This is a genomic window from Thermogutta terrifontis (genome assembly GCF_002277955.1).
Classification (GTDB): Bacteria; Planctomycetota; Planctomycetia; order Pirellulales; family Thermoguttaceae; genus Thermogutta; species Thermogutta terrifontis.
In genome coordinates this window covers 3864869-3889134 of the sequence record NZ_CP018477.1, presented here as the reverse complement: position 1 = coordinate 3889134, position 24266 = coordinate 3864869, and the positions used below count along the sequence as shown (strand labels likewise).

The window sequence follows — 24266 nt, the reverse complement described above, 5'->3', positions numbered from 1 at the left end:
TATGCCGCCGCGAAGCTGCTTATGAACTTCGCAGCAAGTCATAAGCCGTGGCCAGGTCCATCACCAGGTGGGTCCACAGCCTGAGACGTGGATTTGTCAAAAGGGGACGTAACGCGTCTGTTTTCAGCCGCTGGCATTCACTGCATGGCCCCGCGATGAGCACGACATATTTGTTCGGCTGCTGGGCCAGTGCGACTAATTCCTCAATTTCAAATAGGGTCACGACCTGAACAGGGCACTCTTCCACGATGGGACCAGTCGCTGAATAAGGGCGAAACTGCACATCGCCCACCCAGCCCGCCCGCACCATTGTGTCGATTTGCGCCTGTGTGATGGTTCCCTCTTGCTGGAGTGCTTTCAAAAACTGCCCCAGCATCCCATGCTCATCCTGAGCTGCAGCGAAGGATGTGATGACAATGTCGATCTCCTTGGCCCGTTCAAACGAGTGACGCACGCTGGGGTTTTGCCGCACCCGGTCATACTCCTCGCGGGAAACGAGGGGCTCGGAGAACAACCCCACATACTCCACAGGAGTGATCACTTCGGAAAAATACCCGAAATAGGTCACAGGGGCCTTGTACGGCTGATCGATGAAAAAGCCGCCTGCCGAGATCGCATGAAGCACGAGCGGCGGGCACTGAAGATCAGAATAAACCCGCTGGGCAAGTCGCCGGGCTACCATCATCGATGAATACCCCGCCCCCAATCCCACGTGGACCTTCTCTTTCTTGCCGCGAAGCCGATGAATGAGCTGAAACGTCAAATCCGCTGCGACGGCGCTCACATTTCGGGCAGCTTCCGGTCCACGGACATTCACCACCTGAATGGCGTCCTCAGGAAGCGACTCCAGACCAAATGTTTTGCGAATTTCCGATGCCAGATGCGATTCGCGGGGCGGACAGAGAAGCAGATACTGGCGTCGCACCGCTTCCCAGAACAGCGGGTAAATGCGTTCCCTTGTCAGATCTTCTCGACCCAGATGCTTGCGCGCCCATGCTGCAACCGCCGCAGCCGCACCACGACGGCGGTCATTCTGATCCTTGGCGTTGCCGCTGCAGTGCTGACCAAGCTGCTCCAGAAACCGGTTGCAGATGGCGTAGACTATTTCGTCACTTTCCTGCGCTGGATGCCAACTTCCACGTCGTGGGCTCAAGATCTTGTCTCCTTCACTCGGTTACAAGACGGAATTTTACGAGACAAAATCCCTGACTACCGTGCGGAACAGAACGATTACAGGTGGATAACGATCATGAAACGTTAACAAGTCAAGTGGACCCACCGCAGGTATGGTGGCCCGCGGGATGAACATCAATGATAACCCACTTTAACCGTGACGAGGTGTTCCTTCAACCGCCCAGTTCATTTCACGAATGTTTTGCTGTCATCTAACGTTTGATCGGCGTCTTGACATCCCCGAATTCGGCGGCTCTTTGATCCACTCATCGGGCCGACCCCAAGCAACCGAAATCATCTCGGTTGGATCAAGCCAATGGAGCTCCCGCGCTCTATTGACGCAGCGTCAACGCCAATGAGGGGCATCTCCCGCAACGGCTTCCCTTCCATGGCGAATGTGACGCGGGAATGCAGCAGAGACCATAACAGCGTTCGGTTCAGCGTGCCCATAATAAGAGGGTTCGGGACAGACGATTTCGCAGCCGCCGATGCTGACGCAGACAACGCGCGGGCTCCGCTTGCTTCCACTCGATCGGGGATCCTGCATGCGGAAGATGATTGTCGTGGCGGCGGCACGATTGGTGGCCATTCAATCACCAGAAAGAAGGAAGCGAACATGCCGGACGAGGTTCCATCATCTTTGCCGCGTCACAAAATCATCCATCGAAAGGGCTCCCCGGCGCAAGGGGTGCAATTGCTGGGACCGTACCGATTGCAGTCGCTCATTGAACCAGAGGAAGAGCTGAACGCGACGTTCTACCGAGTATGGATCGGTCCCCATCAAACGACGGCCACCAGCTACCATCGGGTAGCAGAGGAGTTCTATTACGTTCTATCAGGTCGTGGGGAAGCCGTTCTCAACGGCCAGTTCTACCGGCTGGAGCCGGGTGATTTTCTCCGCCTCCCGCCTGGCACAACTCATCGGTTCATCACTGCCGACGAGACCCTGGAAATGCTCAATATCCACTGCCCGGGCTCACGGCCTGATCGAGATGTTTACTTCATTGATGAACCGCCGCCTGGTTTCTCGCCACCCTCGAACGCAACCGACGGAGCTAGCGACGAATAATGAAAAGCGCAGTGATCATACGCGAGAAACAAGGATTCCCTATTCACTCATCCCCACTTTTCGGCCGGCGATGGGGAGGCGGAGCTCGATAGGCCCTCGCATGGGAGCGAGATTCAACCCAGGGGATCTGCTTGTCAGTTCCGCTTTCCTGAATTCCAACTGCTTGCCTCCGTCGCGGGTTAAACGGTAGGGGACTTCATGAATGGCCCCGACGTGACATTTGCCCGTGGCGTGATGTAGCTTTTTGCAAAAACTGGGCATGGGTTAGCTATCCCCTCGGGTCTCCTGGTTTGGCAATTGTCAAGCTCAAAAGTTAAATGACACGCCCGCGACACCACCGTGGAGCAGGAGATCCCCATTTGAGTCGATATGCTCGATGGCGTCCACAATATCAACCACATAGAAGGGATACTGCTCGTCGGCCAGCGCGATTTCCGAAACGGCAACAAGCCGGTAGCCCACGAAGGCACTCCAGCGAGGATTGATCTGCCATGTGAGGCATGCCTCAATTTCGCTGAGCACGGAAAATCGATCGTCTGAGGACACGACGGGATACTGTCCGGGAACAGGCGTCCCTACAGGTGGATCGGGATTGGGAGCAAAGAGTTCGCCATCTCCCCGGTAGGCATCAAACCGGTTGTGAATGTGGTTGTTGTACAGGCCGACTTTCGGCCGGCAGGACAAAACGAGGCAATCGGAAATAGGCCAGCGCACATCAAATCCCAGTTGTACACCCACGAGGTTGTTTTCAACCCGATCGGAGAGATAACCCTCCAACTCCGGCTGGCTTCCCCAAGCATTTGGGTGGCGTTTTGAGCCGTAGGTCAGCCGTTCATCGAACCGGAAATAGCGAACGCCCACCAACCAGTCCACACCCACACGGTAACCTTCCCAGGGTATTCGGTGCCGAATGAGGTTGATCTCGGCATTGTGGATTTCATTGGATCTCCAGAGGGCCTGTTCGTATGCTCCGGTAAAAAGATCCACGGGCAGTCCCGGAATCGTGGGATCCGCATAAACGACGTCGGTGAAATCCAGTGTGCTGCTGACAAATTCCGGATGTGTGGCCGTGGCATCGCCTTTCATAACGGCCAGGCCCCAGTATGTGCCCTCCAGCCGCCAGTTGTCACATGCGAAGGAACGCCCCACTGTGGCCAGCCAACCGCCCCGCCAGGCGGTGCGAGCCTGTTCGCTGCTCATGATTTCATTGGCGTTGTTATTCGACTGGTAACTGAACCATACCCGGTTGGGATCATTGCGGCCCATAATCAGGCCTGCCCCCTCCCAATACCACTCTCCACGAGGCTGTGGATCACACTCTTCGAGGAGCCATCTCCGATGTGGCCACATGTGTCGTGGACGCGCGTTTCGTCCATTTTGGTCGCACGTGGCCTGTTCCTCGTGCAACATCCGGTCGATCAACGTCCCATTGGAAGGCTCGATCGTTTTGTAAGGGTTTTCCTTCTTGCTTGTTTGTGTATCCTCCGGCGTCGGCAGCGGCAAAGGGGGCATCGGCTGACCGTTCGGTTGAGAGACTCCGGCCGATGATGATGGGATTAAATTGAATTGGCCAGATGGGACTGGCGCGGAGGTACTGGACGCGACGGGGGGTAGCCGTAGAAGATTCGGTGTCCCTGCGGAACCCATTTCCGCGGAACCGCTTCCAGGAGTTGTCGGCGAGATTGGGTCACTCTCCGGGGCTGCCAAAATGGGGAGCAGATCAGGACTGGCGGTCAGCCCGTATTGCGCCGAGCATTGGGAGCCGGCCCAGAGCATGAACCACACCACTGTACCTGCCAGTAAACACCCCGCAAAACGGACGTTACACCGACCGCGATTTCGTTTCATCCGAGATATCCTTATGCAATGCGTATTTCTTGCCACCTCGTGTTCGAAAACGACAATCACTTGGTGTGTTCGGCAGAACGATGATTTCATGTCTCCGGTGTTGCGCCCGATTCAAATTGGCGTACGTAACGGTTCTTCAGGAAAGCGCGGCACGCATGGGAAAACTGAACGTGCCTTCCGCTCCATTTATGAGAATCGGTCAGGGAATAGCTGACTCAGCGCAAAAACAGGTCCTGCGGAGTGAAATCAACGTGGGGGTTCGTTCATATGTTCGGAAAAGCAGGAATTATTGGTACGTACTTCGGACAAGCGAAGCCGACCTCGTCGGCACAACCGCTGTTTTTGGTATTGTCGTTATAGTTTTTCTCAGCGCTGAAAGCGAGGGAAGGCTTAAGGATCCGCCACCCACCCGCCTGCCACCGGACAGCCCTTTCCGCGTGAAAACAAGGCCAGTTGTGCGGGTTTTGGATGGCCGTTCAAGCACCTCGAGCGGTAGATCGCTCCGTCTTGCCTGCTCGGGCACCAAGATCAATAACGGAGGCTTTACGACAGCCGCCGGGCGCCGCTATCCGGCCTGTTTCAGATGGTGCCTTTCCTGGATGGTTTGGGCAATGATTTCTCGCGCAAGATTGCGATAGTCTTCTGCGCCGTTGGAATCCGGTGCGTACTGGAAGATTGACTGCCCGAAACTGGGAGCTTCCGCGAGCCGGACGTTCCGGCGAATTCTCGTCTGAAAGAGCTGGGCGCCCGCCCAGGGAGTCCGTCCATCGCGGCGATTGCCGAAGAAGGCCCCCACGTCTTCGGAAACCTCGAGCGCCAGCCGGGTGTGGGAGTCGAACATGCAAAGGATAATCCCCGTCAGTCGCAACCGGCTGTTGAGCCGTTTAGCTACTAGTTCAATTGTTTGAAGAAGCTTACTCAACCCATGAAGGGCAAGGAAATGCGGCTGGAGCGGGATAAACACCTCGTTGACCGCGGCAAGCGCGTTGATCGTGAGAATCCCCAGGCTGGGCGGGCAATCCACCAGCAGAAAATCGAATTTTTCTGGATCCTCGGAAAGCTTATCGCGCAGAATGACCTCCCGACCCACCACGCCCGCCAGCTCAACTTCGGCGGCCGCCAAATCCAGATGAGAGGGAACAACCCATAAGTTTTCAGTGATCTTACGTCGGACGTCAGCCAGCGGACGATCGCGCACCAGCACGTCATAGACGGAGAGCATGTCAATCTGGGGTTCAATGCCGAAATGCAATGACGCATGTGCCTGCGGATCCATATCGATGAGACAGGTGCGAAAACCTTCGGTAGCAAAGGCCGCTGCCAGATTCACAGCGGTGGTGGTTTTTCCCACGCCTCCTTTTTGATTCATGATCGCTATGGACCGCATCGTAACTCCTTCCGTGGTTGGCGATGGACGCATACTGCTCCCTGTGCTGCTGCGTGAATAAGCCCGATTATACCGAAGAAGCGGCCCGGCTTCCTAGATCAAATTGGGGCGTCTCATGTCGTGCTATCAGCCGCGACAAGAAGCAAATGTTTTGTGTCTTGTCAAGATGGGCGATGCTTTCGTATAAGCCATGCATTGGTCTGCCGCGACAAAACGCGTGCGGGAGACTTGTTTGGCGTGCAATCACCTTATTAGGATGAAAGTGTTGGGGATAGGGCTCGACCATTGACCACGCTGAGAGCCTCGTAGTCGGGAGAGCAGCGATGATTCGCTACGTGTGTGACCTGTGTCGGCGGGAGATTGATCCGGACCGCGACATTCGGTATCAGGTGAAAATCGAAGTGAGGGCGGCTTTTGAACCCGTGAACGACGACGAGCCCGACGATCGGGATCACCTGGAAGAGATTCAGGAGATTCTGGAATCTCTCAACCAACTGGGCGAGGAGGCTTTCGAGACGGCTGAGAAGGTCCTTCGCTTTGATCTCTGTGCGGAGTGCCGGAAAAAATTCCTTCGGGATCCACTGGGCCGGGAAACAAGCAAGATCCTCGGCTTCAGCAAAAACTGATGCGGTTCTCCCGCGTTTGCAGACCCATAAGATGCATTGATATCCTGTAAGCTCAAATCAGGATGAACACATCGAAGCGAACGGGCGAATTGTGCCTCTTGCTCGGCGGTCGAAACTTAAGCAACTCGAGGCACGAATGAACTTGTAATTTGAGCTTGATCTATTCACACACTCGGGCGGATTTTTATGAACCGGCGACTGCCGAGGTTTCCCATTCCGCGGACTGTTCGACGCCGGCGCAACTTTCCCGACTCTCGCTCGCTCATCTTCCTGCTGATCATCCTCATCCTGGTTGTTTACCGTGGTCTGCGCTCCGCCAATCAAAATGCCGATCGCGGCCTTTCAACCGGAGAAGGTGTACTGACGGTGGAACGCGTCGTGGATGGAGACACCCTTCGCCTCACCAACGGCGAAACAGTGCGTCTCATCGGCGTGGACGCTCCGGAATCGGTGAAACCGGACTCTCAGGTCGAACCATATGGTCCCGAGGCCGCTGAATATCTGGCTGCGCTGGTGCGGCAGGCCGGCAATCAAGTGCGGCTGGAATTCGACGGACCCCGGCGGGACAAGTACGGTCGGCTTCTGGCATACGTATGGGCTGGCGATAAACTTCTCAACGAAGAGATCATCCGCGCCGGTTTCAGCCGGGCTGAAACCCAGTATTCCTATTCGCACATCATGAAGGAACGCTTCCGCCTTGCGGAAACAGAAGCAAAACTTGCCCGGAGGGGAATCTGGTCACTTCCCGAGAATTCATCCCATCGGAATTGATGAAAAGGTGCATGCTACCACGCACAATTGGGTAGCATCGGCGGCGTTATCCACGATCGCCCATCCCCCGCGAGCTTGTACTGGTTGTTCACAATCAATTCGTGAGCGGATGCCAGACTATCCCACGGCAGGCCCGGATGGTCCATGCCAGCTTCTCAATGTAATAAAGGTCGGCCGAGCACCAAGGTATATCGACCCACGTTGCAAGCACGTCGGGAGGGGTCTGCAAAATAAGCGCCTTGGCCGAGAATATCTCCTGAGCCATGCTGGGCAGTGAGAACGGAGATTCGTTCCGCCACGCCAACTCGACATTCCAGGCCAACCACCAGGTCGGGCGATGATGGTCGACATAGCGATCCACGAGCCGTTCCTGAATCGGTCGCGCATAATGGGCGAGTAAACGGGCAAGCTCGGGAGTGAGATTTCTCCATCGCGCGCACACCCACCGGCTCGTTCGAGCTTCCGCAAACAGGCCGTCAATCGGGTGTTGCCATTCGTAGTCAAGCCTCGTTCGGATGGCGGTCTTGGCCTGGGAAACTGCCCTCTCTTCAATTTCGGGAAGCCCGAAATGCCGAGCGAAACGTGCCGCCGCAATCCATCCCGCGATGGCGCTGTTTCCGAGATCAATATCTGCAGGCTTGCTGCCCTGGGAAACAATTTCTGCCAGGCTGGCTTTTACTCTTTCGGCCAGGTGCGGATCGCCGGTGTGATACGTCCAGAGCCAGAACGGATAGAGGCGCGCCAATCTGTCGAAGTGGCGGTCGTCCAGCACAAGACGCGGTGGTCGGGGAACGTCATAACGGGTCCGTGATACCGAGCCATCGAGTTTCAGTTCATCATTCCAGAGATCATTCAGGCATCCACCAGGCTGGAGTTCATGCACCACCCAATCCTTCACGGAACGCTGGATTTCTGCGTCGAGGTAGGGGTAACTGTAGGCGAGGGCGAGCAACGTTTCGCACGGGTCAGCGAAAAAGCGGTAGCTTTCCACTGGATGCTTGCCGGCCGGAAAAACGAATGGGGCCCAGCGACGGGATACAAGTTCTTTTACCGCCAGGTTCAATTTTCCGCGAATATCAGCCTCCAGCTCGGCATACTTTTCTGGACTTTGCCCAGCGTCCGCCGGAACTTCCCAAATCGTCTGCTCAATAAGTTTCTCATCAACAAACGGGGGTGGTCCAATCTGTGAAAGTGTCTCTCGACGGGCTTGCTCCCGAAGCTCAAGGAATTCAGGAGCCAGACGAGCAATCCGGGGCGTACTCAGCAAATCCCAATCAGAGTCGAAAGACGCGAGTTTATCGCGTTCCTCGCTGCTCAAATTCGCCGTCGGAACCGTCGTTTTCCGACTTGCCTCGCCGTGTTCCTTCATCTGATACGCAATGATCGCGCAGCCCGCGCTGATTTCATGGGTAGGTACATAGTAGAACGTGTCGTCTACCATCGTGATCCCCACATCGATGACTGACCCACCCCCGTAAACTCCCGTTCCGCGCAGGATCCACTCTTTCCCGACGGGAAGTGGCTCACCGCGAATCAGCATGGTCCAAATACTCAGGGCCTCGCCTTTTTCGGGCTCGTGGACATTCCAACAGAAAGGTTCGGGAAAGCCCCGGCGACTGATCAGGTCTAACGCATTGACGTTATCCTGATGGGTGTTGATCAGCGTCGTCCCGGCGACACCCAAACAACACTGCTCATCGTGAACCAGGAGCAAACTGTCGTGCCAGCCATACGTGCGGCTTTCATCCAGAAGTGGCTCGATATTCCCGGTCCGCGTGTCCAGGTAACCAACGTTCAAAAATGGGGAATAATGCTGATAGCGGCTGCGAAGCAGAGCCTGAAACTTGACAATAACGCGGTTATCTGGAGCAACGACCGGGGGCATTCCCGTGCCGTTCATGCTTTCTGCATAAACGATGGGGACCACGCCACGACGTGCCCCCGTGTCACCGTCCAGGAGGAAAAACGTCTGAAAGTAAGGCTTGTCCTCCAGCTTTCGGCGAATCAACTCCATCTGACGCTGGTAGGTCTCCGGCTGCGCCAGAAGCCGAAAATTCTCATCTCGGAGACGGGCGTTTTCCCCCGCGGAATGCCGCCAGCTTGCGTAGTCGCCGAAGATTTCCCGAACAGCTTCCTCGACCACCGTTTGCAACTCTTCCTGACTGTAAAGCGGAGCCGTGGTCACCATCACCGATCCGTCCGGCGCGACGACGGGATAGTATCCGCGGAAAGTAACCCCCGGTAAACGCTCGCTCTGCCACAGAAGCCCGCCGTCATCCACTTGCAAGGCGTACACACGCATGTCTTCCACCGCAAAGAACGCCCGGCGGCGTTCTGGATCGATCGCCGGACTGGCCAATACCGGCGCGTGAACAGTGTACTGCCAGGCTAATTTGCCGTCCTCCGATCGCAGGGCGTACAGCTTTCCATCTCTTCCCCCAAAGAACACTTTTCCATCAAAGACCACGGGACTATTCCACACAGCGGCACCTGTTTGAAATCGCCACAGCTGGGTACCGTCGCGAACCGCAAGGGCGTACAGAGCACCGTCGGCACATGGCACAAATACCTTCTTGCCGTCCGCCGCGCAACTATGGAGAATCGCCCCAGGCAAATGCACCTTCCATGCGACGGTGCCCTTCAATCGGTCTAAGGCGTAAACTGTTCCGCGAAGCGTACCGACGAAAAGCCTGTCTCGGTAGACCACGGGTTGCACCCCGGACATGAGCCCTTCGTCCGTAAACAGCCGATACCACAGCCGTGTAAACGGTGGTCGAAGTGTCGTCTCGGCACTGCCGGATCGGCGGACATCATGGCCAGCCACGGGCCAGTCGCTGGCTTCCAGATGCGGAGTTAGGGAAAGGCTCACCCCAAACAACAGTCCTGCCGTCAGCAGGTGACTCCAACAACCGTCTCTTGACCTTGCCTTGCGCCGCCCGAGCCACCGCACCCCAACTCGCACGTCTGCCAGCTCGGGCCTCGCAAATTTAAGGACAAATGGAACGCGCATCATGGAACGTAACCTCACTTCACTAATCAGGTTAGAGAAATTGCATTCCCGACAATTCCATCACCATTGAAACAGCGGGCCGGGCGTCGCACAATAGTGGACGCGGAACGGCGCGGGCACAACAGCAGGATTCTGCGGGCCGGTCTCACGCCGGAATTTGCGAAACTCACTCGGGGACGAAGGGAGAACAGTCATGAACCGTACACAGTCTTTGACAGCGTGCCACTGCTGCTTAAATCGGCGGCAATTCCTCCGCGGATGCGCCGGATGTGGTGCTGTCTCACTGGCCGCCGGGCTACCCGGAGCGAGTTGGAGCAGCGAGACAGCGACAGCTTCTCAGCCGAAAGTTCGGGTAAGACTGGTGTTCGCCTGCTGGGCCCTGGTGCAGGACCGCCCCACCTGGCCGCACATTGGTCACGATATGCGACCGGAAATCGAACGTGTTACCAATGCACTGCGCGATGGGTGTCCAGAGGTGGAGTTCCTGCCCACAGTGGCCCACAGCGTCGAGGACGCTGACAAAATCCTCGCCCAGCATGAAGCCGACAAAATCGACGGCTATCTGGTTTACAACATGAACAACTGGATACAGGTCTTTCACCGGATTGCCGCGTCCGGCCACCCCATGCTGCTGGCCGACTATATTTACGCTGGAAGCGGAGGCTTCTTGGTCTACGGCTCACAGTTGCGACGAAAGTACAGGAATTTTTCTCTCATCGGTTCATCAAACACGGAGGACCTGATCGCTGCCGCCCGGTGCTTTCCCATTTTGAAGACGCAGGGGGTGGATGCATTTGTCGCGGCATGTGACCGGGTTCGGCAGGAACGGACTCCTGCACCGCGACTGACCCAGGTGGTCGAGGATAAGCTGGAGCTGGCCTCTATTGGCGACTGCTTGGAGAGCATTAAAAAGGCCAGGATCGTCGCCGTCGGCGGTGGCGGTGAGGCGCTCGCCAAAAGCATTGGGGAACGATTGGGAATCACCGTTCATCAGGTGAGCTTTGAGGAAATGGCAGAGGCGGCCGAGAAAGTCGATCTCAACGCTGCTGAAGAGCTAGCCGCCCGGTGGAAGTCAGGGGCGCAGAAAGTCATCATCGACAGTCCGGAGGAGACGCTGCGTCTTTCCGCTATCAATTATTTGGCTCAGAAAGCGCTTTTGGACAAATATCAGGCCGAGGCCATCACGATCAACTGTCTCGGGGGCTTCTACAGCGGAAAGCTGAAGGCCTATCCGTGCCTGGGATTTGTGGAACTTCTGAACTCCGGCATGATTGGCGCCTGCGAAGCCGATCTCAATTCCACGGTGACCATGGTGGTCATGAATCATTTGGCGCGGCGACCGGGGTACATCTCGGATCCTGTCATCGATTCCTCGAAGCGCCAAATCATCTACGCGCATTGTGTGGCCACCACGAAGCCTTTCGGTCCGCAGGGGCCAGCCAACCCTTACGAAATCCTCACCCACTCCGAGGATCGCCGGGGCGCATCTGTCCGATCGTTCCTGCCCGTTGGATATATGACGTCCACCCTGGAGATTTTTGCCGATCGAAAACAGATTCTCTTCCATCGAGCAGTGGCGGCAGAAAACGTGGTCATCGACCGCGCATGTCGCACAAAGCTGGCCTGCGAAGTCCCGGGCGACTTCGAAAAACTCTTCCTGGGTTGGAGCGGAGGATGGCATCGCGTTACCTTTTATGGCGATCTGGCGGAACCGGTCCGCGATCTGGCTCAGGCACTCGGCTTTGAGCTGGTGGAAGAGGCCTGACCCCACCAGGCGTTTCAATTTATTGGTGCCATCTGCGAGGTGGCCTTCGCTGCCACGTAGGTGCGTGGATGGTAGCGCCTTGACCGTGGGCCGCATGATCCTGCCAGTTTGAGGTAGTGCTGAGGGGCACCCGTTGTTTAATTGTTTGTTTTGCGAGTGGCCGCAAGAGAATCTGTGCGCGTCCAGGCGTCGATCTTCGGTACGACTTGGGCTCGCCGGTTTGCGTAAGATTAGGGTAAAATAATTCCTTTGCCGCCAACTCATCCCGGCCGCCTGAAGGGCCCCGCTGGGACATGCCAATTGGCAGGACAGGTGGCTGAGTTGGATCAGGTTCGAGGAACGCGTTCAGGCAGTTGATTGATCAATCCGAAAAGAGATGCGGACCGACAATGGGAGCGTCGCACACATCGATATCTGGCAAGAGTGGAAAACAGGCCAGTTCCGGAGACAAGGCCGTTTCTCGCGGCACTTCTCCCACCCAACGGCCATCTGAAAAGGCAGACTACCCTCGCTCTAACTGGTTGCGGGAAGTGGCAGAGGCTATTTCCATCGCCCTCATCCTGGCCTTCTTGTTTCGCGCATTTGAAGCGGAAGCATTCGTCATTCCCACAGGCTCTATGGCCCCCACTTTGATGGGGCGGCACAAGGACCTTGTGTGCGAGCAATGCGGCTTTGCTTTTCAGACTGGCGCCAGCGAAGAAGTGGACAAACTGACCAACCGTCCCACGGGCAAGTACGTCATCAGCGCTACTTGCCCCAATTGCCGTTACACGATGTACGTCGGTCCCAACAAGAAAAATGGCCGTCAAACGCCCTCATACAAAGGCGACCGCATCCTTGTGTCCAAATACGAATATCATCTGTCGCAACCCCGGCGGTGGGATGTCATCGTCTTCAAGTACCCGGGTGATGCCTCGACAAACTTCATCAAACGGCTGGTCGGTCTTCCGCACGAAACGGTGAGGATTTACCACGGAGATATTTTCATCCGTCGGGAAAACGAAACGAAGTTTTCCATCGCGAGAAAACCACCGGCAAAGATTCTGGCCATGCTGCAACCAGTTTACGACGATGACCATCCCGCCAGAAAGCTCCTCGAAGCAGGATGGCCTGAAAGATGGCAGCCTGAAGAAGAGCAGAAGGACATGTGGGGAATATCCCGGCAAACTCGGGAGTACACGGTCACGGCGGCTCCAGGCCACGAAGCCTGGTTGCGTTACCGGCATTATGTTCCTTCGTGGGAAGTCTGGGAAGCGGTGAGTGAGGGGCTGCAGGTAGATCCGCGTCAGGTTCGTCCGCAACTCATCAGTGACTTCATGGCCTACAACACCAATCAGGGGGAAGACGCCGAAGAATTGGCGAATGCCTGGGGACAAGGCGTCGTTCCTCTCCGTGGTGATCAGTTGGGGTTGCACTGGGTGAACGACCTCGCCGTCGAATGTGAGGCAGAAGTTGCCGCACCGGGGGCGGAGATTATCCTTGAGCTCACTCGAGGCGGCCAGGTTTTTCGAGTGCTGGTGGATTTCGCGGGCGGCCGGGCAACATTTGAAGGGCTGGGCCATCCGCGCTTTGTGGAGACCGCATCCCTCGGCCGACAAGGACCAGGACGTTACAGAATTCGGTTCGCCAACGTCGATCAGCAGCTTGTTTTGTGGGTGAATGAACGCCCGGTAACTGTGGAATATGAAACCGACTGGCACGGTCCGACACTCAACGACCTGGAACGTCCAGTTCGAATTGGCGTTCGCCAGGGAACAGTCACGCTGCGGCATTTGAAGGTTTTCCGTGATGTGTATTACATCGCTCACGAGCGCGGTTCGGGCTTCGTCATGCATGATTTTGATTGGGATCGATCTCCCTATCGTTATTTGGGTCGGGGCTTCTTCTCGCCCGATGAGTTTCGCAAAAAAGTCGCTGAAGTGATGTCTGATCCCACGCAGTGGGACTTCTTTAGCACGGCTCACGCCCTGGAATTCAACCTGGGTGCAAAACAGTACTTCGTGCTGGGTGACAACAGCCCCCAGAGCGAAGACGGACGATTCTGGACCAAGGAACATTACGTGCGGGAGGAGCTTTTGGTGGGCAAGGCCCTGGCCGTCATTTGGCCGCACTCCCTGGATCGCATACCGGGGACGAATATTCCTATCCGATTTTTCCCGAATTTCTGGCGGATGAAAATCGTCCGCTAGAAACGATTGTTGAGCACGATTTCCTGCTCTGAATACGATGGGCATCAGGCCCGAATGCGCCCCTGCTCGCATCAACGCACTGTGTCGTACTGGTGTCTGTAAAAGGGTGTCCCGGCGTTCACACCATCCCCGGCGCATCACGCCCCCATATCCGCCAGAAGTTGCTATTCTCTGGAAAGAGTTTTTTTGACAAAATTGGGCTTTGATGGGATATCGTGTGCGTTGCATAACTATCGTGCGAGAAGGAGCCCCTCATGCGCTTGTTGATCGGTAAGTCCAACCGATCGGAAACGGAAGTTGGCCCGCACATTCGGGCCACGCCGGGTGCCATCCTTGCCGCATGTGGTCTGGTGAAAAATTTTGGTAAGCGCCGCGTGGTGGACGGGGTGAGTTTCGAGGTCTGGCCGGGCGAGATTGTTGGCTTGCTCGGACCAAATGGGGCGGGAAAAACGACCAGCTTCCGGATGACGTGTGGACTCATCCGGCCCGATGCCGGCCAGGTTTTCCTGCAAGGCAAGGACGTCACTCACTGGCCCATGCACCGCCGAGCACGCGAGGGTGGCATGAGCTACCTCGCCCAGGAATCCAGCGTCTTCCGCAAGCTCACGGTGGAGGAGAATCTCTTGGGGGTGATGGAGCTTCTGGGTTTCGATCGCCGAACCCGAACCCGCCGCTGTGCCGAATTGCTCGAGCAGTTCGGCATCACTCACCTGGCAAAGGCCAAAGCCGCTGGATTGTCAGGCGGTGAACGCCGACGCCTGGAGATTGCAAGGGCGCTCATCGCCAACCCACGGATAATTCTTCTGGATGAGCCGTTCACGGGTATCGACCCGGTAACAGTGGACGCAATCCAGGAGATTATCCGTTCGCTCCGCGCGCAGGGCATCTCCATTCTTATCACAGATCATCAGGTGCGGGAAACGCTCCAGGTGACAGATCGAAGCTATGTCATCCGGGCGGGGAAGGTCCTGTGTCATGGAACACCGCAGGAGGTCCTAGCCAATCCCGAAGCCCGCAAACACTACTTCGGCGACGACATGCACCTGACGTAACTGGCTAGTGCCCTTTCCGGTCGAACAGTTTCGCGCGTGTTAGGCTGCTGCGCGGCAGGTGGATGGGGCGTTTCTTCGGAGGGAGGATCGCCAAGGCTCGACGGCTATCGCACGGCGGCCGTTGCGCCAAGCCAAATACCTCCGGATAGCTTGCTCCTGTTCTTCATGACTCCGATAGTCGCTATTGTCCAGGGCAAACTTCTTCAGTCCCGTGAACTGGCACTCGATCCGATTCAGCCATGACGCATTGGACGGGGTAAGGTAAAACTTCACATTGTTCGCCCGGGCCCATGCCCAGACCTCTTCCTTCAGATGGGGACTGTAGTTGTCCATCACGATGTGTAACGTTTCGCTCTGCGGGTAACGCCGCCGGAGCCACCGGAGAAATCGCAAGAACTCGATCCAGGTTTTCCGGCTGTAGAACCGGCCCAACAACGTGCCCGTTTCCAGGTCGTAGGCCGCCAGGAAATGGCGAACTCCACTGGTGCGGCGGTAGGTGGCTCGCAAACGCTCGACCCGCTTGGTCCCCGCTTTGGCCAGGCAACGGCCATGGCGTGGCTGGAGATTCAGGGGGCCAAACTCATCGACGCAAATCCGCCGACCCACCGCCGGCCGACGCTGGTAAAGTCGGCGAATTCGCCGGTATTTAGGCCAAAACTCCGGGTCCGTTGACTCCTTCCACGTCTTGGTCCGCCGCCAGCGAATGCCACAACGCTTCAGCAACGTGCGCAGCCACTCCAAGCTGATGTACGCAACGATCTTCTGGCTCACCAGATACTCCCGCAACTTGCTCAGCGACCATTGTGTCATCCCGATCAAGGCCTTCGGCGAGGAAAGGGCCACCTCGACGATCTGCTCGACCACCTCGGCGAGGAATTTGCGTGGGCTGCCACCAGCCTGGTAGTACGGATGCCAACTGATCGCCTCCAGCCCGCCTTGGTTAAAGCGGTGAATGATCCGTCGCACCCACTGCGGCGTGCAGTCGACCCGCTGGGCAATTTCGCGGTTGCGAACCCCGCCGGCGGAGAGCAGCACAATCCGCGCATGACGGCTATTGACATGATTAGACAATTGTCGTTTCATTCTATGGAGCTCTTGTCGCTCGTAGCAGGTGATCGGGCGAACATGAACCTTGTCCATTTTCCGGTCTCCACGTCATTGAGAGTCTTTTTGAACCACGCGACGTGGAGACCCTTTTTGTCTAAACTCCCCGAATTCTCCAAGACCAATTCTTGCCCCTACCAAAAACGCGAAACTCCCGAACCGGAAGGGGCACTAGCACTCCCGCAAGGTGGGCCGCGAGCCAGATCGTTCGTTGGATAATCCCTTTTCCGGGCAAGGAAAGCCTAACCCCCGCCCGCTATCAGTCCATCCACCCACGACATAAGTTGAGCAAATTGCTTGCCGAAGTCGTGTTCCTTCGTACCGTGAGGGCTCTTGAAGAAACACGCAAGGAACGGCATGAGCCCTACATGGCCGCTGCGGACAGCTCTTTCGGTCAGGCGGGCGAGGTCGAGAACAAGAGGTGCGGCGAGAATCGAATCGCAGCCCTGCCAAATCACCTGGAGGACCATCGGCACGCCCAGAAAACCGGAAAAGTGAACATGATCCCAGGCTGTTTTCCAGTCACCCAGGTCTTCCAGATACTCGATCGTCACGACCGTGGCTGGTTTGTAGCCGAGAATTTCCGCTAGAACCCGATCTTTGGTAGCGACTTTGCTTTGCTTGTGACTGGGTGTGTCCAAAATCTTTCCATCCAGATTCCCGAAAATATTGTGCCCCACCCAGCTCAGCACGCGGAGATTTCTCGCCCGGAACATCGGTGCAAGCACCGTTTTGAGCAGGGTTTCACCGGTTTTTCCGTCGCAGCCCATGTAGGCCACTTTCTGTAGCCTGGCCAGTTCGTCCAGCGCCGGCAGGTTACAACCGAGTGAGGGCGTGAAATTCACGTATGAACATCCTGCCTGCATCGCTGCGATGGCGTAGAGGGCGCTGGGAGGAAGCCAGCCCTCCGGGCTACGCTGCAATTGGGCCTCAAATTCGTCATACCTTGTCGGAAACTTCTCCGCATCCACAGGCGGTTCTGTCGAGGCCACATTGACGACCACGACGTGGTCCAACTCGTTCTTGCGGCGAAATGACTCGAGATCATCGCGTATGCGGGTAACAGCTTCCCCCGGAGATTCGTTTTTTGGTACCTCGGGTCCAGTGAGCCCGGTGATTATGGGCGAGGCACCGGAAACGGTCCCCGGCCTGATCCGCGTTTCCACATCCTCAAGCTCTGATCGCAGTGATTCTACAAACTCGCTATCGAAGGTGCGGTTTGTTCGGGCAAAATCCTGGGCTTCGTCCAGAAGATGAGTCGAGCGGATTTCGTGCCCACCGAGCACCCAGTCGCCCCACGGCACAAGCCCCAGCTTCTGAAACTCCGGGAGAGCGGTAACCAGGCCTGTAGAGTCGATTAGACCTCTGCGTAACGCCGACAACCCCAGGGCCACGCACGTGGCAATTCCCCCTCTGGCCCCAATCAGCCACAGACCAACTTTTCGCCGGCCAGTCACCATATTGTTCATGCGCGGTTTTTACTCCGAGATGATCCGTACTTCTTTTCGGTTTCCAGTTTCCTGCCTATCAACTGTGATTCTAACATTCTTTCCACTCTTGTACTTCACGGCCAGCAAGAGCTGGCAACCCGCCTTCCTCCTCCAAGAAAAACACGGGCGTCCGCCTGGAGTGTCACCTTTCATTTCGCGTGCTGACTGAATGGCGTGCGCAACTCTTTAAGCAAACCGGATACCACCTCGCCATTATGGAAAAAGGCTTAACGGGCCAAACAAATGAACAGAGACTCGCCGGATGGATCAACGCGCGTCGCGCCGCGCGACGGGAATGTCGCGCCATTCGACACGGCAACTGCTGGCTTTCCGACATCCCGTCACAAAACTCCAGTGCGCGATGATCGGTTGCCCAAAACCCCAACTCGCAGCCCCGATTCGAAATTCTTTATGTTACCCGCCACTCCAAGCGTTCCCTAACGTGTCGAGTTGGATTCCTGCGCACAGGCGTCTCCGGGTCCACATGCCTCTTCAGCACCAGTGTAAAACCGGGAACGATTCAGCGAACGGTCCCGTTGCGGGGGAACCGCAATCTGATGATAATGTAGAGTTTCCAAATGTATGGGAATGCGTTCCCGGTCCGGCGTGTGGCAGGCGGAAACTTTTCCCTCGCCGCTCTAGTACAGTGGGCAAGTGCCCCGCTCTGGTCGGAGAACGCGGTCTTATTCAGTCGAAAACCCTCGGTAGAGAAGTATCCTCAGCTATGGCCCTGTCCGTTTCAAAACTCATTCAGGCACTGGAACCCTCGGCCACAATGGCGATGGCCGCGAAGGCCAAGGAACTGAAGGCGAGCGGGCGAACGGTCTATGACCTCAGCCTGGGCGAACCCGACTTTCCCACCCCTGAGCACATTTGTCAGGCGGCCATCGAGGCTATGAAGGCCGGCCACACTCACTATACGGTGGCCAGCGGTATTCCAGAACTGAAACGGGCGGTGGTGGAGCAGTACAGGGGCCGATACGGATTATCCTACCCGCCCCAGTATGTCGTCATCTCCAACGGGGCAAAACACGCGATTCACAATGCCCTGGTAGCGGTGCTCAATCCGGGAGACGAAGTGATTATTCCCGCCCCTTACTGGGTGAGTTATTCAGAACTCGTCAAACTGACGGGGGCGGTACCGGTCATCGTGCCCACGGAAGAATCGAATGGCTTCAAACTGACGCCGGAGGCCCTGCGGGCGGCCATCACTCCCAAAACGCGGATGCTCCTTCTATGCACCCCTTCCAATCCGACGGGAACAATGTACAGTCGGCAAGAGCTGGAAGGGCTCGCGCGGGTCGTTCTGGACACCGATCTTGTCGTCCTGGCCGACGAGATCTACGACCGTTTGACGTACACATCGGAACCTTTCGCCAGCTTCCCCACAGTCTGTCCTGGGCTCCAGGAGCGAACAATCCTGATTAATGGGGTTAGCAAGACGTATGCCATGACGGGGTGGCGAATCGGATGGGCCATCGCCCCAAACAAAGACATCGCGGAAGCTATGGCTTCGTTACAGAGCCAGGAAACTTCCAACCCGTGCAGCATCAGCCAGTATGCCGCTTTGGCCGCGATCACCGGTCCCCAGGATTGCGTGGAGACGATGCGGCGCGAATTCGAGCGGCGAAAAAATTTCGTGGCCGAGCGCCTGGCTAAAATCCCCGGGGTTTCCTGCGCACCAATGGAAGGCGCATTTTACGCATTCGTCAACATTTCGCGACACCTGGGCAAAAGGTACAACGGCACAGTTGTGGACAATTCCAGCCAGTGGTGTCTGGAACTTCTCTCTCAGAAAGGTGTTGCCACCGTGATGGGCTCCGCCTTCGGCGCAGAAGGTTATGTGAGACTCTCCTTTGCCGCAGCCACGGAAGAGCTCGCACGGGCCCTCGATCTGATGGAAGAATTCATCCGTGAGGCAAAGTGAGTCCTTCTTGAACTGGTTGCCGCAGGTCCGAGCGGAACGTCAAATCATCCTCTCACACTACGGCGACTTCGGTTTTTCCTGAGACGGGGCTGCCTGATTCGCCGCGGCCGGTGGATTCAACAACTTCCGAACGGGATCCACCACGCGAACTTTAATTTGAACGGCGGTTCCGATTGTCGTGACGGTGATTGCGGCTAGCAGGAGCAGGTTGAAAATCCACCGAGCCGGTCCTGATCCGACGGCGTCACCGAGGTAACTTTTCTTGTTCGCCATTAAAAAGATCGCCAAATACACTAGCGGCAGCATGGTCAGACAAATGGCGGAGGCCAGAATTGGCATCCAGAACGGATAACCCATGCCCGCGCCCAGGATGCCAATTGCAGGTGTCAGAGAGAAAAGGCGGAATCTCTGCCGGGTGTATTCCAGCCCCAGCATCTCACACCACGTAAACCCGCACACCACCATGTGAGTGCTGATTGCACCACACGTCATGGCCAGGAAACCCAGGTCCAGAATCACGCGGCCAAGGTCCGAGTGAAGGAGCGTGCTGAACGCTGCCGCCGCCTGAACGGGCTGAAGCCCCGTGCGAACCACGTCCTTGCCGTCGTAAATCGTGTTGGCCATGGCAATGATGATCAGCGACGTGACGATCGTATAGGGCAAAAACATTGAGCTGAACAGGTCCCATTTGGCAAGTCCCTTGTGGTACTTACCCCACCCTTTGGCCAGGATGGAATAGGGATAAAGAAACGTCATATTGATCCCCACAGCGGCCCCCAAAGCACCAAGGACCACGGTTACTCCGTCCGGAGTGTCGGGCACGTAGAATCCGAAGAAACCTCGCACCAGCTCTCCCCAGCGAATGCCCGTCCAAATGACCACAGCCAGGAAGGCCAGAATCACAATGCGGATCACCCAGCGGAGAAACCCTTCGTAGAGTTTGATGCCCCTGGTATGACTACCGTAGTTCCACACGGTGAAAATGTTGATGGCCAGAATACACAGGGCGATCCCGTATTTGACCACATATTCCAGCCATTTCGGAGCGTTGCCCGTGCTTGAAACGCTGGGAAGAGGTTGCTTCGCCTGATTGTTTTCGACGGGCGCGGTTTTTCCGGGGTCGGGTTTTCCAACAATCGCCGATTGGGCCACCTGAGCCAGGTCCCAGGCTGCCGCCCCGGCCAGAGTATACTGCGGAAAGTGCCAGATAATTGACGCCACGATCGTGCCGACCGCCCAGAAGAGCGGAATAATCGGGTGGAGTTCCCGGCCAAAGGCTCGGTACGGCCGTTCCCCTGTAGTGAGAACCACCTTCGCCAGAGCGGCGAAGATCATCACGCCCAGAAACATCGCCAGCGGCTGAACCCAGAGAAGCTTGTATCCGAAAGAGGCTCCCGCCATTACCGAGGCCGTCGCACTACCGGCCCCCAGCGTCATCGCGCTCTGAAGCCACGCCGGGCCTGTGAGTTTGGCGTATCCGCGGATCCGTTCCCAGAGGCTTTTTTTCTCCAGTTCTTGCAGGAATCTTTCCTCCTGCGCAAGCTTTTCTGGATCCCATTTGGCCGTCATCGGAAGGCCTTTGGATTCCTCGGGGATCGTGGGTGTCCGAGCAGTCATGGGCATCTCCCGGCAGCAAGTGGCTTCAGTGGTAACCTTCCCGTGATACAACCAGCCGCAGATGAACGTTGAACGGGTGACCACGCTGGACGTTAGGCCGAGTTTAACCAGCCGTTTGTACCCATGCAAGGTCCGGCTGGGATCAAAGCCCGTCGTCAATGGTGGGCTGTGAATTCCGAGTTGGTTGTCGCTGGAACGCGTCCTTCCTATGATGGATGCGTTTTCACGGCAGCCTCAAAATGGGACGTTTTGAGGGTCAGAAAGCGTGCGTGGCACTTACCGGGAGGAGAATGCACTATGAAGAAAAAAGCTCTGTTGCGAATTTGGGTCCCGCTCTCCAGTTTGCTGATGTCGCTGTTGTTCATGCCAGAAGCGCACTCCCAGGGAACGTTTGCCGATCTACCGCGGATTTCCTCGGGCAGCACCGTCTGCGAGAATGCCCTCTGGATCGAGACCCCTCTCGACAGGCAGTTCATGCAAAGCAAGCGAGTCGTGGTGGCGGATTTGAAGGGTCCCGGAATCATCACGATGATCCATTTTGCATTGCCGGAGCGCATGGCCGCCCAACCCAACAAGTATCATCTGGGTCGGGAGCTAATCCTGCAAATGTTTTGGGATGACGAAAAATCCCCCAGTGTGCAGTGTCCGTTGGTGGACTTTTTCTGCGACCCAGCCGGCGAGCGTGAGCGATTAGAAACGGCCCTTGTGAACAAGAAGCGAGGGTGGAACGCTTATTTCACGATGCCGTTTCGGAAGTCGGCACGCATCGAGCTACGTTATGACGGTCCAGTCGAACCGGGAAAGGAACTCTGGTCCTTGATGCCCTGCTACAGTTATGTTCTGGCCCAGAAGCTCGAGTCCCTGCCGAACGACTTCGGTTACTTCCATGCCTTTTGGCGGCAAGAATTGATCAATCTGGGAAAGCAGGACTATATCGCCCTGGTGGCAAAGGGTCAGGGCAAGTTCATGGGTTGGAACGTGACCGTCAGGTCACCGGGACGACCAGGTTATCCTGTGGATGAAAACGAGAAATTCTACATCGACGGCGAGTCTGAGCCCTCAATCGAGTTCCAGGGAATCGAAGACTCATTCGGGTTCAGTTGGGGTTTCCCTCCCGAGGAGAACACCTTTCTTCTGACAGGGTGGTTTCCCTTCCACAAAGAGGGAGCGGCCGCCTATCGTTTCTTCCTTCAGGACGCAATCGTATTTCAAAAGTCGCTCGTGGTATCCATAGGCTTTGGAAAGAACGAGCACCCCATGTTTCGCGAGCAATTCAGCAGGCCGGGAAATGAACTGGAAATATCTTCCACAGTCTATTGGTACCAGACCGAGCCTCATGAAGCGTTCCCCCCACTCCCACCGGTGGAGAAACGCTCTCCGACAGAGGTCAACTGGAAAGACCGAGAAGAACTTCCAGACCCCCAAGACCTGGAACAACGAGGGGTGAAACTCCACCTCCGATGTGGCCGACCGGAAAAAGAACTTATCTTCGCCCAAGAGGGCTACTCCGCAAAGGTCGTACGTGGATTCGCTTACACCGGCTGGCCGTTTCCGATCTTTCACACCCGAGCCGACGAACAGGAAGTGCAGATTGCTCTGACGGTTCCACCCAAACGACGAGGAATCCTCCGCCTGTACGTCATCGACCCCGATCACTTCCAGGGAGGTCGTCACCAGGAGATCCTCATCAATAACAAATCATTTGGGGAAGTGCAGGGATTTGATAACGGGAAATGGCTCGATTTGCCTCTGGATGAATCTTTCACCCAATCTGGCGAGATCACCCTGCGGATCAAGAATCTTAATCCGCAATCCAATGCCGTTGTGTCGATTGTCGAATGGGCTGAGCCAAAGGAGTAAGCCCACCATCCCATCAACAACGATAATGCTTTGTCAGACTGGGCTGTGCTGGGTGACCAGAGATCGCCTCTGTTTCACTGTGGCGAGGGGGCAAAAACAGTGACCACAGGATTTTCCCAGTCCACGAGTACACCTTCTTTTTCGGACGTGAAAAGCTCGTAATGGGCCTTATCCAACGGGTCAAGAACCAAAACAGTGTCACTTTCCTGTTTGCCGGGCAGCTTACCTGCCTTGACCAGCGCAGCCAGCTTGTCCCATCGTGGCGGCCACATCACCAACGTGTTTTGCGAACGTTTCACCTTCCACCAGATGAACTTTCCGGGCCTGTCTTCCGCTTCCGTGGAGAGAAACGTCCAATCGCCGGCCTGGCGGAGGTACAGCTTCATCGTTTTCAGGCTCAATCCCTGGTCGTTGGATTGAATGAAGCCCACTTCAAGGATTCCTTTTTCCGCATCCACCACCCGTGCAACGGCGTGGCCCGCTGTGCCGGGCACTGTCCATACTCCGTTCCATTCCTCGGCTTTGAGTGAAACCGGCTCCAGCCCCATCGGTCCCGTCGAAAAAGCCACCTTGCAGCCGCCGGACGATAGCAGCATAAGCAGTCCGACAACCGTGACGCTCCACTGACAAAGAGCTCGCGTGAACATCGCCGTTCCTCCTGTTTTCAGTTCGGGCCAAAGAAGACCTTGAACGGACGCCCCATGTTAATGAGAACCACACCATCCGTAAGCCAATGTACGCCGGAAATAATGGAAATTCAAATGCCTTTGAAAGCACCGTGGGTAGGATCGGCAGATGGCGTGGCACCGGGGGACGGGAAGCGGTTTGATCAAGAATTTTCCTGGTTCGCCTGAGCGCGAGCCTTGACAGGACGTTTTCAACGGCTATAATCACATGTGGATATCTAAAATCGAGCTTTGCCTATGATGTCAAAAACCGCGGTTCACGCAACGACAGCCCTGATGATTCTCGCCGAACTGCCTCCCGGGAGTTTTCTCGGGGCGGACGAGATTGCGCGCCGGGTCAAGGCCCCCCGCAACTATCTGGGAAAGATTCTCCAGAAGCTTGCGGAGGAGGGGCTCCTTGAGTCCCAAAAGGGAAAGGGGGGCGGGTTCAGGCTGGCCAGACCGGCGAGCGACATTTCCCTGTACGACATTGTCGAGCCGATCGACAAAATCAGTCGGTGGGAGGGGTGCCTACTGGGGCAGGAACGATGCACGGATTCGGCTCCTTGCCCGGTCCATGCACGCTGGGCAACGGTGAGGGAAGTGTATCTCAGGTTTCTGCGGGAAACGAAACTTTCCGAGTTGGTAAAAAACCAGCGCGCGTTGTGCTGCATGGGCGGATAGCAATCCAAAATTTTTTGGTTGAAAATACG

17 protein-coding genes are annotated in these 24266 nt (G+C 56.5%); 9 read left to right on the top strand and 8 right to left on the bottom strand.

The annotated features are described in order from the left end of the window. Positions 1–19 precede the first annotated feature (19 nt). On the bottom strand, positions 20–1153 hold the full coding sequence (locus tag THTE_RS14455) for a sugar-binding transcriptional regulator (protein ID WP_095416093.1): 1134 nt from the start codon (positions 1151–1153) through the stop codon (positions 20–22). Positions 1154–1789: 636 nt separating this feature from the next. Here THTE_RS14455 and THTE_RS18065 point away from each other — a divergent pair. Then, a complete protein-coding gene (locus THTE_RS18065; protein WP_157732125.1) occupies positions 1790–2242 on the top strand; it encodes a cupin domain-containing protein in 453 nt (150 codons plus the stop codon). A gap of 306 nt (positions 2243–2548) precedes the next feature. Here the strand turns inward: THTE_RS18065 and THTE_RS14440 are convergent, their stop codons facing one another. Further along, positions 2549–4090 carry a BBP7 family outer membrane beta-barrel protein gene (locus tag THTE_RS14440; RefSeq protein ID WP_157732124.1) on the bottom strand — a complete coding sequence of 514 codons (1542 nt, stop codon included), beginning with the start codon at positions 4088–4090 and terminating at the stop codon, positions 2549–2551. Between the two features lie 565 nt (positions 4091–4655). Next, positions 4656–5477: a ParA family protein gene (locus THTE_RS14435; RefSeq protein ID WP_095416089.1), complete on the bottom strand. Its 822-nt coding sequence runs from the start codon at positions 5475–5477 to the stop codon at positions 4656–4658. A gap of 323 nt (positions 5478–5800) precedes the next feature. Between THTE_RS14435 and THTE_RS14430 the strand changes: the two genes are divergently transcribed. Further along, positions 5801–6103 carry a hypothetical protein gene (locus tag THTE_RS14430; protein ID WP_095416088.1) on the top strand — a complete coding sequence of 101 codons (303 nt, stop codon included), beginning with the start codon at positions 5801–5803 and terminating at the stop codon, positions 6101–6103. Positions 6104–6289: 186 nt separating this feature from the next. After that, complete coding sequence (locus tag THTE_RS14425) at positions 6290–6874, top strand: thermonuclease family protein (RefSeq protein ID WP_095416087.1); 585 nt, start codon at positions 6290–6292, stop codon at positions 6872–6874. A 94-nt stretch (positions 6875–6968) separates the two neighbouring features. Here the strand turns inward: THTE_RS14425 and THTE_RS14420 are convergent, their stop codons facing one another. Next, positions 6969–9887 (bottom strand): outer membrane protein assembly factor BamB family protein, encoded by a 2919-nt coding sequence (locus THTE_RS14420; protein ID WP_095416086.1) that lies wholly within the window; start codon positions 9885–9887, stop codon positions 6969–6971. A gap of 190 nt (positions 9888–10077) precedes the next feature. On the opposite strand from THTE_RS14420, the gene THTE_RS14415 reads away from it, so the two are divergent. From THTE_RS14415 to lptB, 3 genes are all read left to right on the top strand, one after another. Further along, on the top strand, positions 10078–11649 hold the full coding sequence (locus tag THTE_RS14415; protein WP_157732123.1) for a twin-arginine translocation signal domain-containing protein: 1572 nt from the start codon (positions 10078–10080) through the stop codon (positions 11647–11649). Positions 11650–12038: 389 nt separating this feature from the next. After that, complete coding sequence (gene lepB, locus THTE_RS14410; protein WP_095416084.1) at positions 12039–13838, top strand: signal peptidase I; 1800 nt, start codon at positions 12039–12041, stop codon at positions 13836–13838. 254 nt (positions 13839–14092) lie between these two features. Beyond that, on the top strand, positions 14093–14890 hold the full coding sequence (gene lptB / locus THTE_RS14405; RefSeq protein ID WP_095416083.1) for an LPS export ABC transporter ATP-binding protein: 798 nt from the start codon (positions 14093–14095) through the stop codon (positions 14888–14890). Between the two features lie 39 nt (positions 14891–14929). Here the strand turns inward: lptB and THTE_RS14400 are convergent, their stop codons facing one another. Both THTE_RS14400 and THTE_RS14395 read right to left on the bottom strand, forming a co-directional pair. Further along, a complete protein-coding gene (locus tag THTE_RS14400; RefSeq protein WP_095415223.1) occupies positions 14930–16030 on the bottom strand; it encodes an IS630 family transposase in 1101 nt (366 codons plus the stop codon). 206 nt (positions 16031–16236) lie between these two features. Next, the gene (locus THTE_RS14395) at positions 16237–17463 is read right to left on the bottom strand and encodes an inositol-3-phosphate synthase (protein ID WP_237260154.1); all 1227 of its coding nucleotides are present in this window, start codon (positions 17461–17463) and stop codon (positions 16237–16239) included. Between the two features lie 745 nt (positions 17464–18208). Between THTE_RS14395 and THTE_RS14390 the strand changes: the two genes are divergently transcribed. After that, complete coding sequence (locus THTE_RS14390) at positions 18209–19411, top strand: pyridoxal phosphate-dependent aminotransferase (RefSeq protein WP_095416082.1); 1203 nt, start codon at positions 18209–18211, stop codon at positions 19409–19411. Between the two features lie 57 nt (positions 19412–19468). On the opposite strand, the gene THTE_RS14385 is transcribed toward THTE_RS14390, so the two are convergent. Beyond that, positions 19469–21028 (bottom strand): divalent metal cation transporter, encoded by a 1560-nt coding sequence (locus tag THTE_RS14385; protein WP_157732122.1) that lies wholly within the window; start codon positions 21026–21028, stop codon positions 19469–19471. A gap of 297 nt (positions 21029–21325) precedes the next feature. On the opposite strand from THTE_RS14385, the gene THTE_RS14380 reads away from it, so the two are divergent. Next, a complete protein-coding gene (locus THTE_RS14380; protein WP_157732121.1) occupies positions 21326–22888 on the top strand; it encodes a glycoside hydrolase family 172 protein in 1563 nt (520 codons plus the stop codon). Between the two features lie 74 nt (positions 22889–22962). Here THTE_RS14380 and THTE_RS14375 read toward each other — a convergent pair whose 3' ends face one another. Then, positions 22963–23535 carry a hypothetical protein gene (locus THTE_RS14375; protein WP_095416079.1) on the bottom strand — a complete coding sequence of 191 codons (573 nt, stop codon included), beginning with the start codon at positions 23533–23535 and terminating at the stop codon, positions 22963–22965. A gap of 276 nt (positions 23536–23811) precedes the next feature. Between THTE_RS14375 and THTE_RS14370 the strand changes: the two genes are divergently transcribed. Further along, complete coding sequence (locus THTE_RS14370; RefSeq protein WP_095416078.1) at positions 23812–24237, top strand: RrF2 family transcriptional regulator; 426 nt, start codon at positions 23812–23814, stop codon at positions 24235–24237. Positions 24238–24266 lie beyond the last annotated feature (29 nt).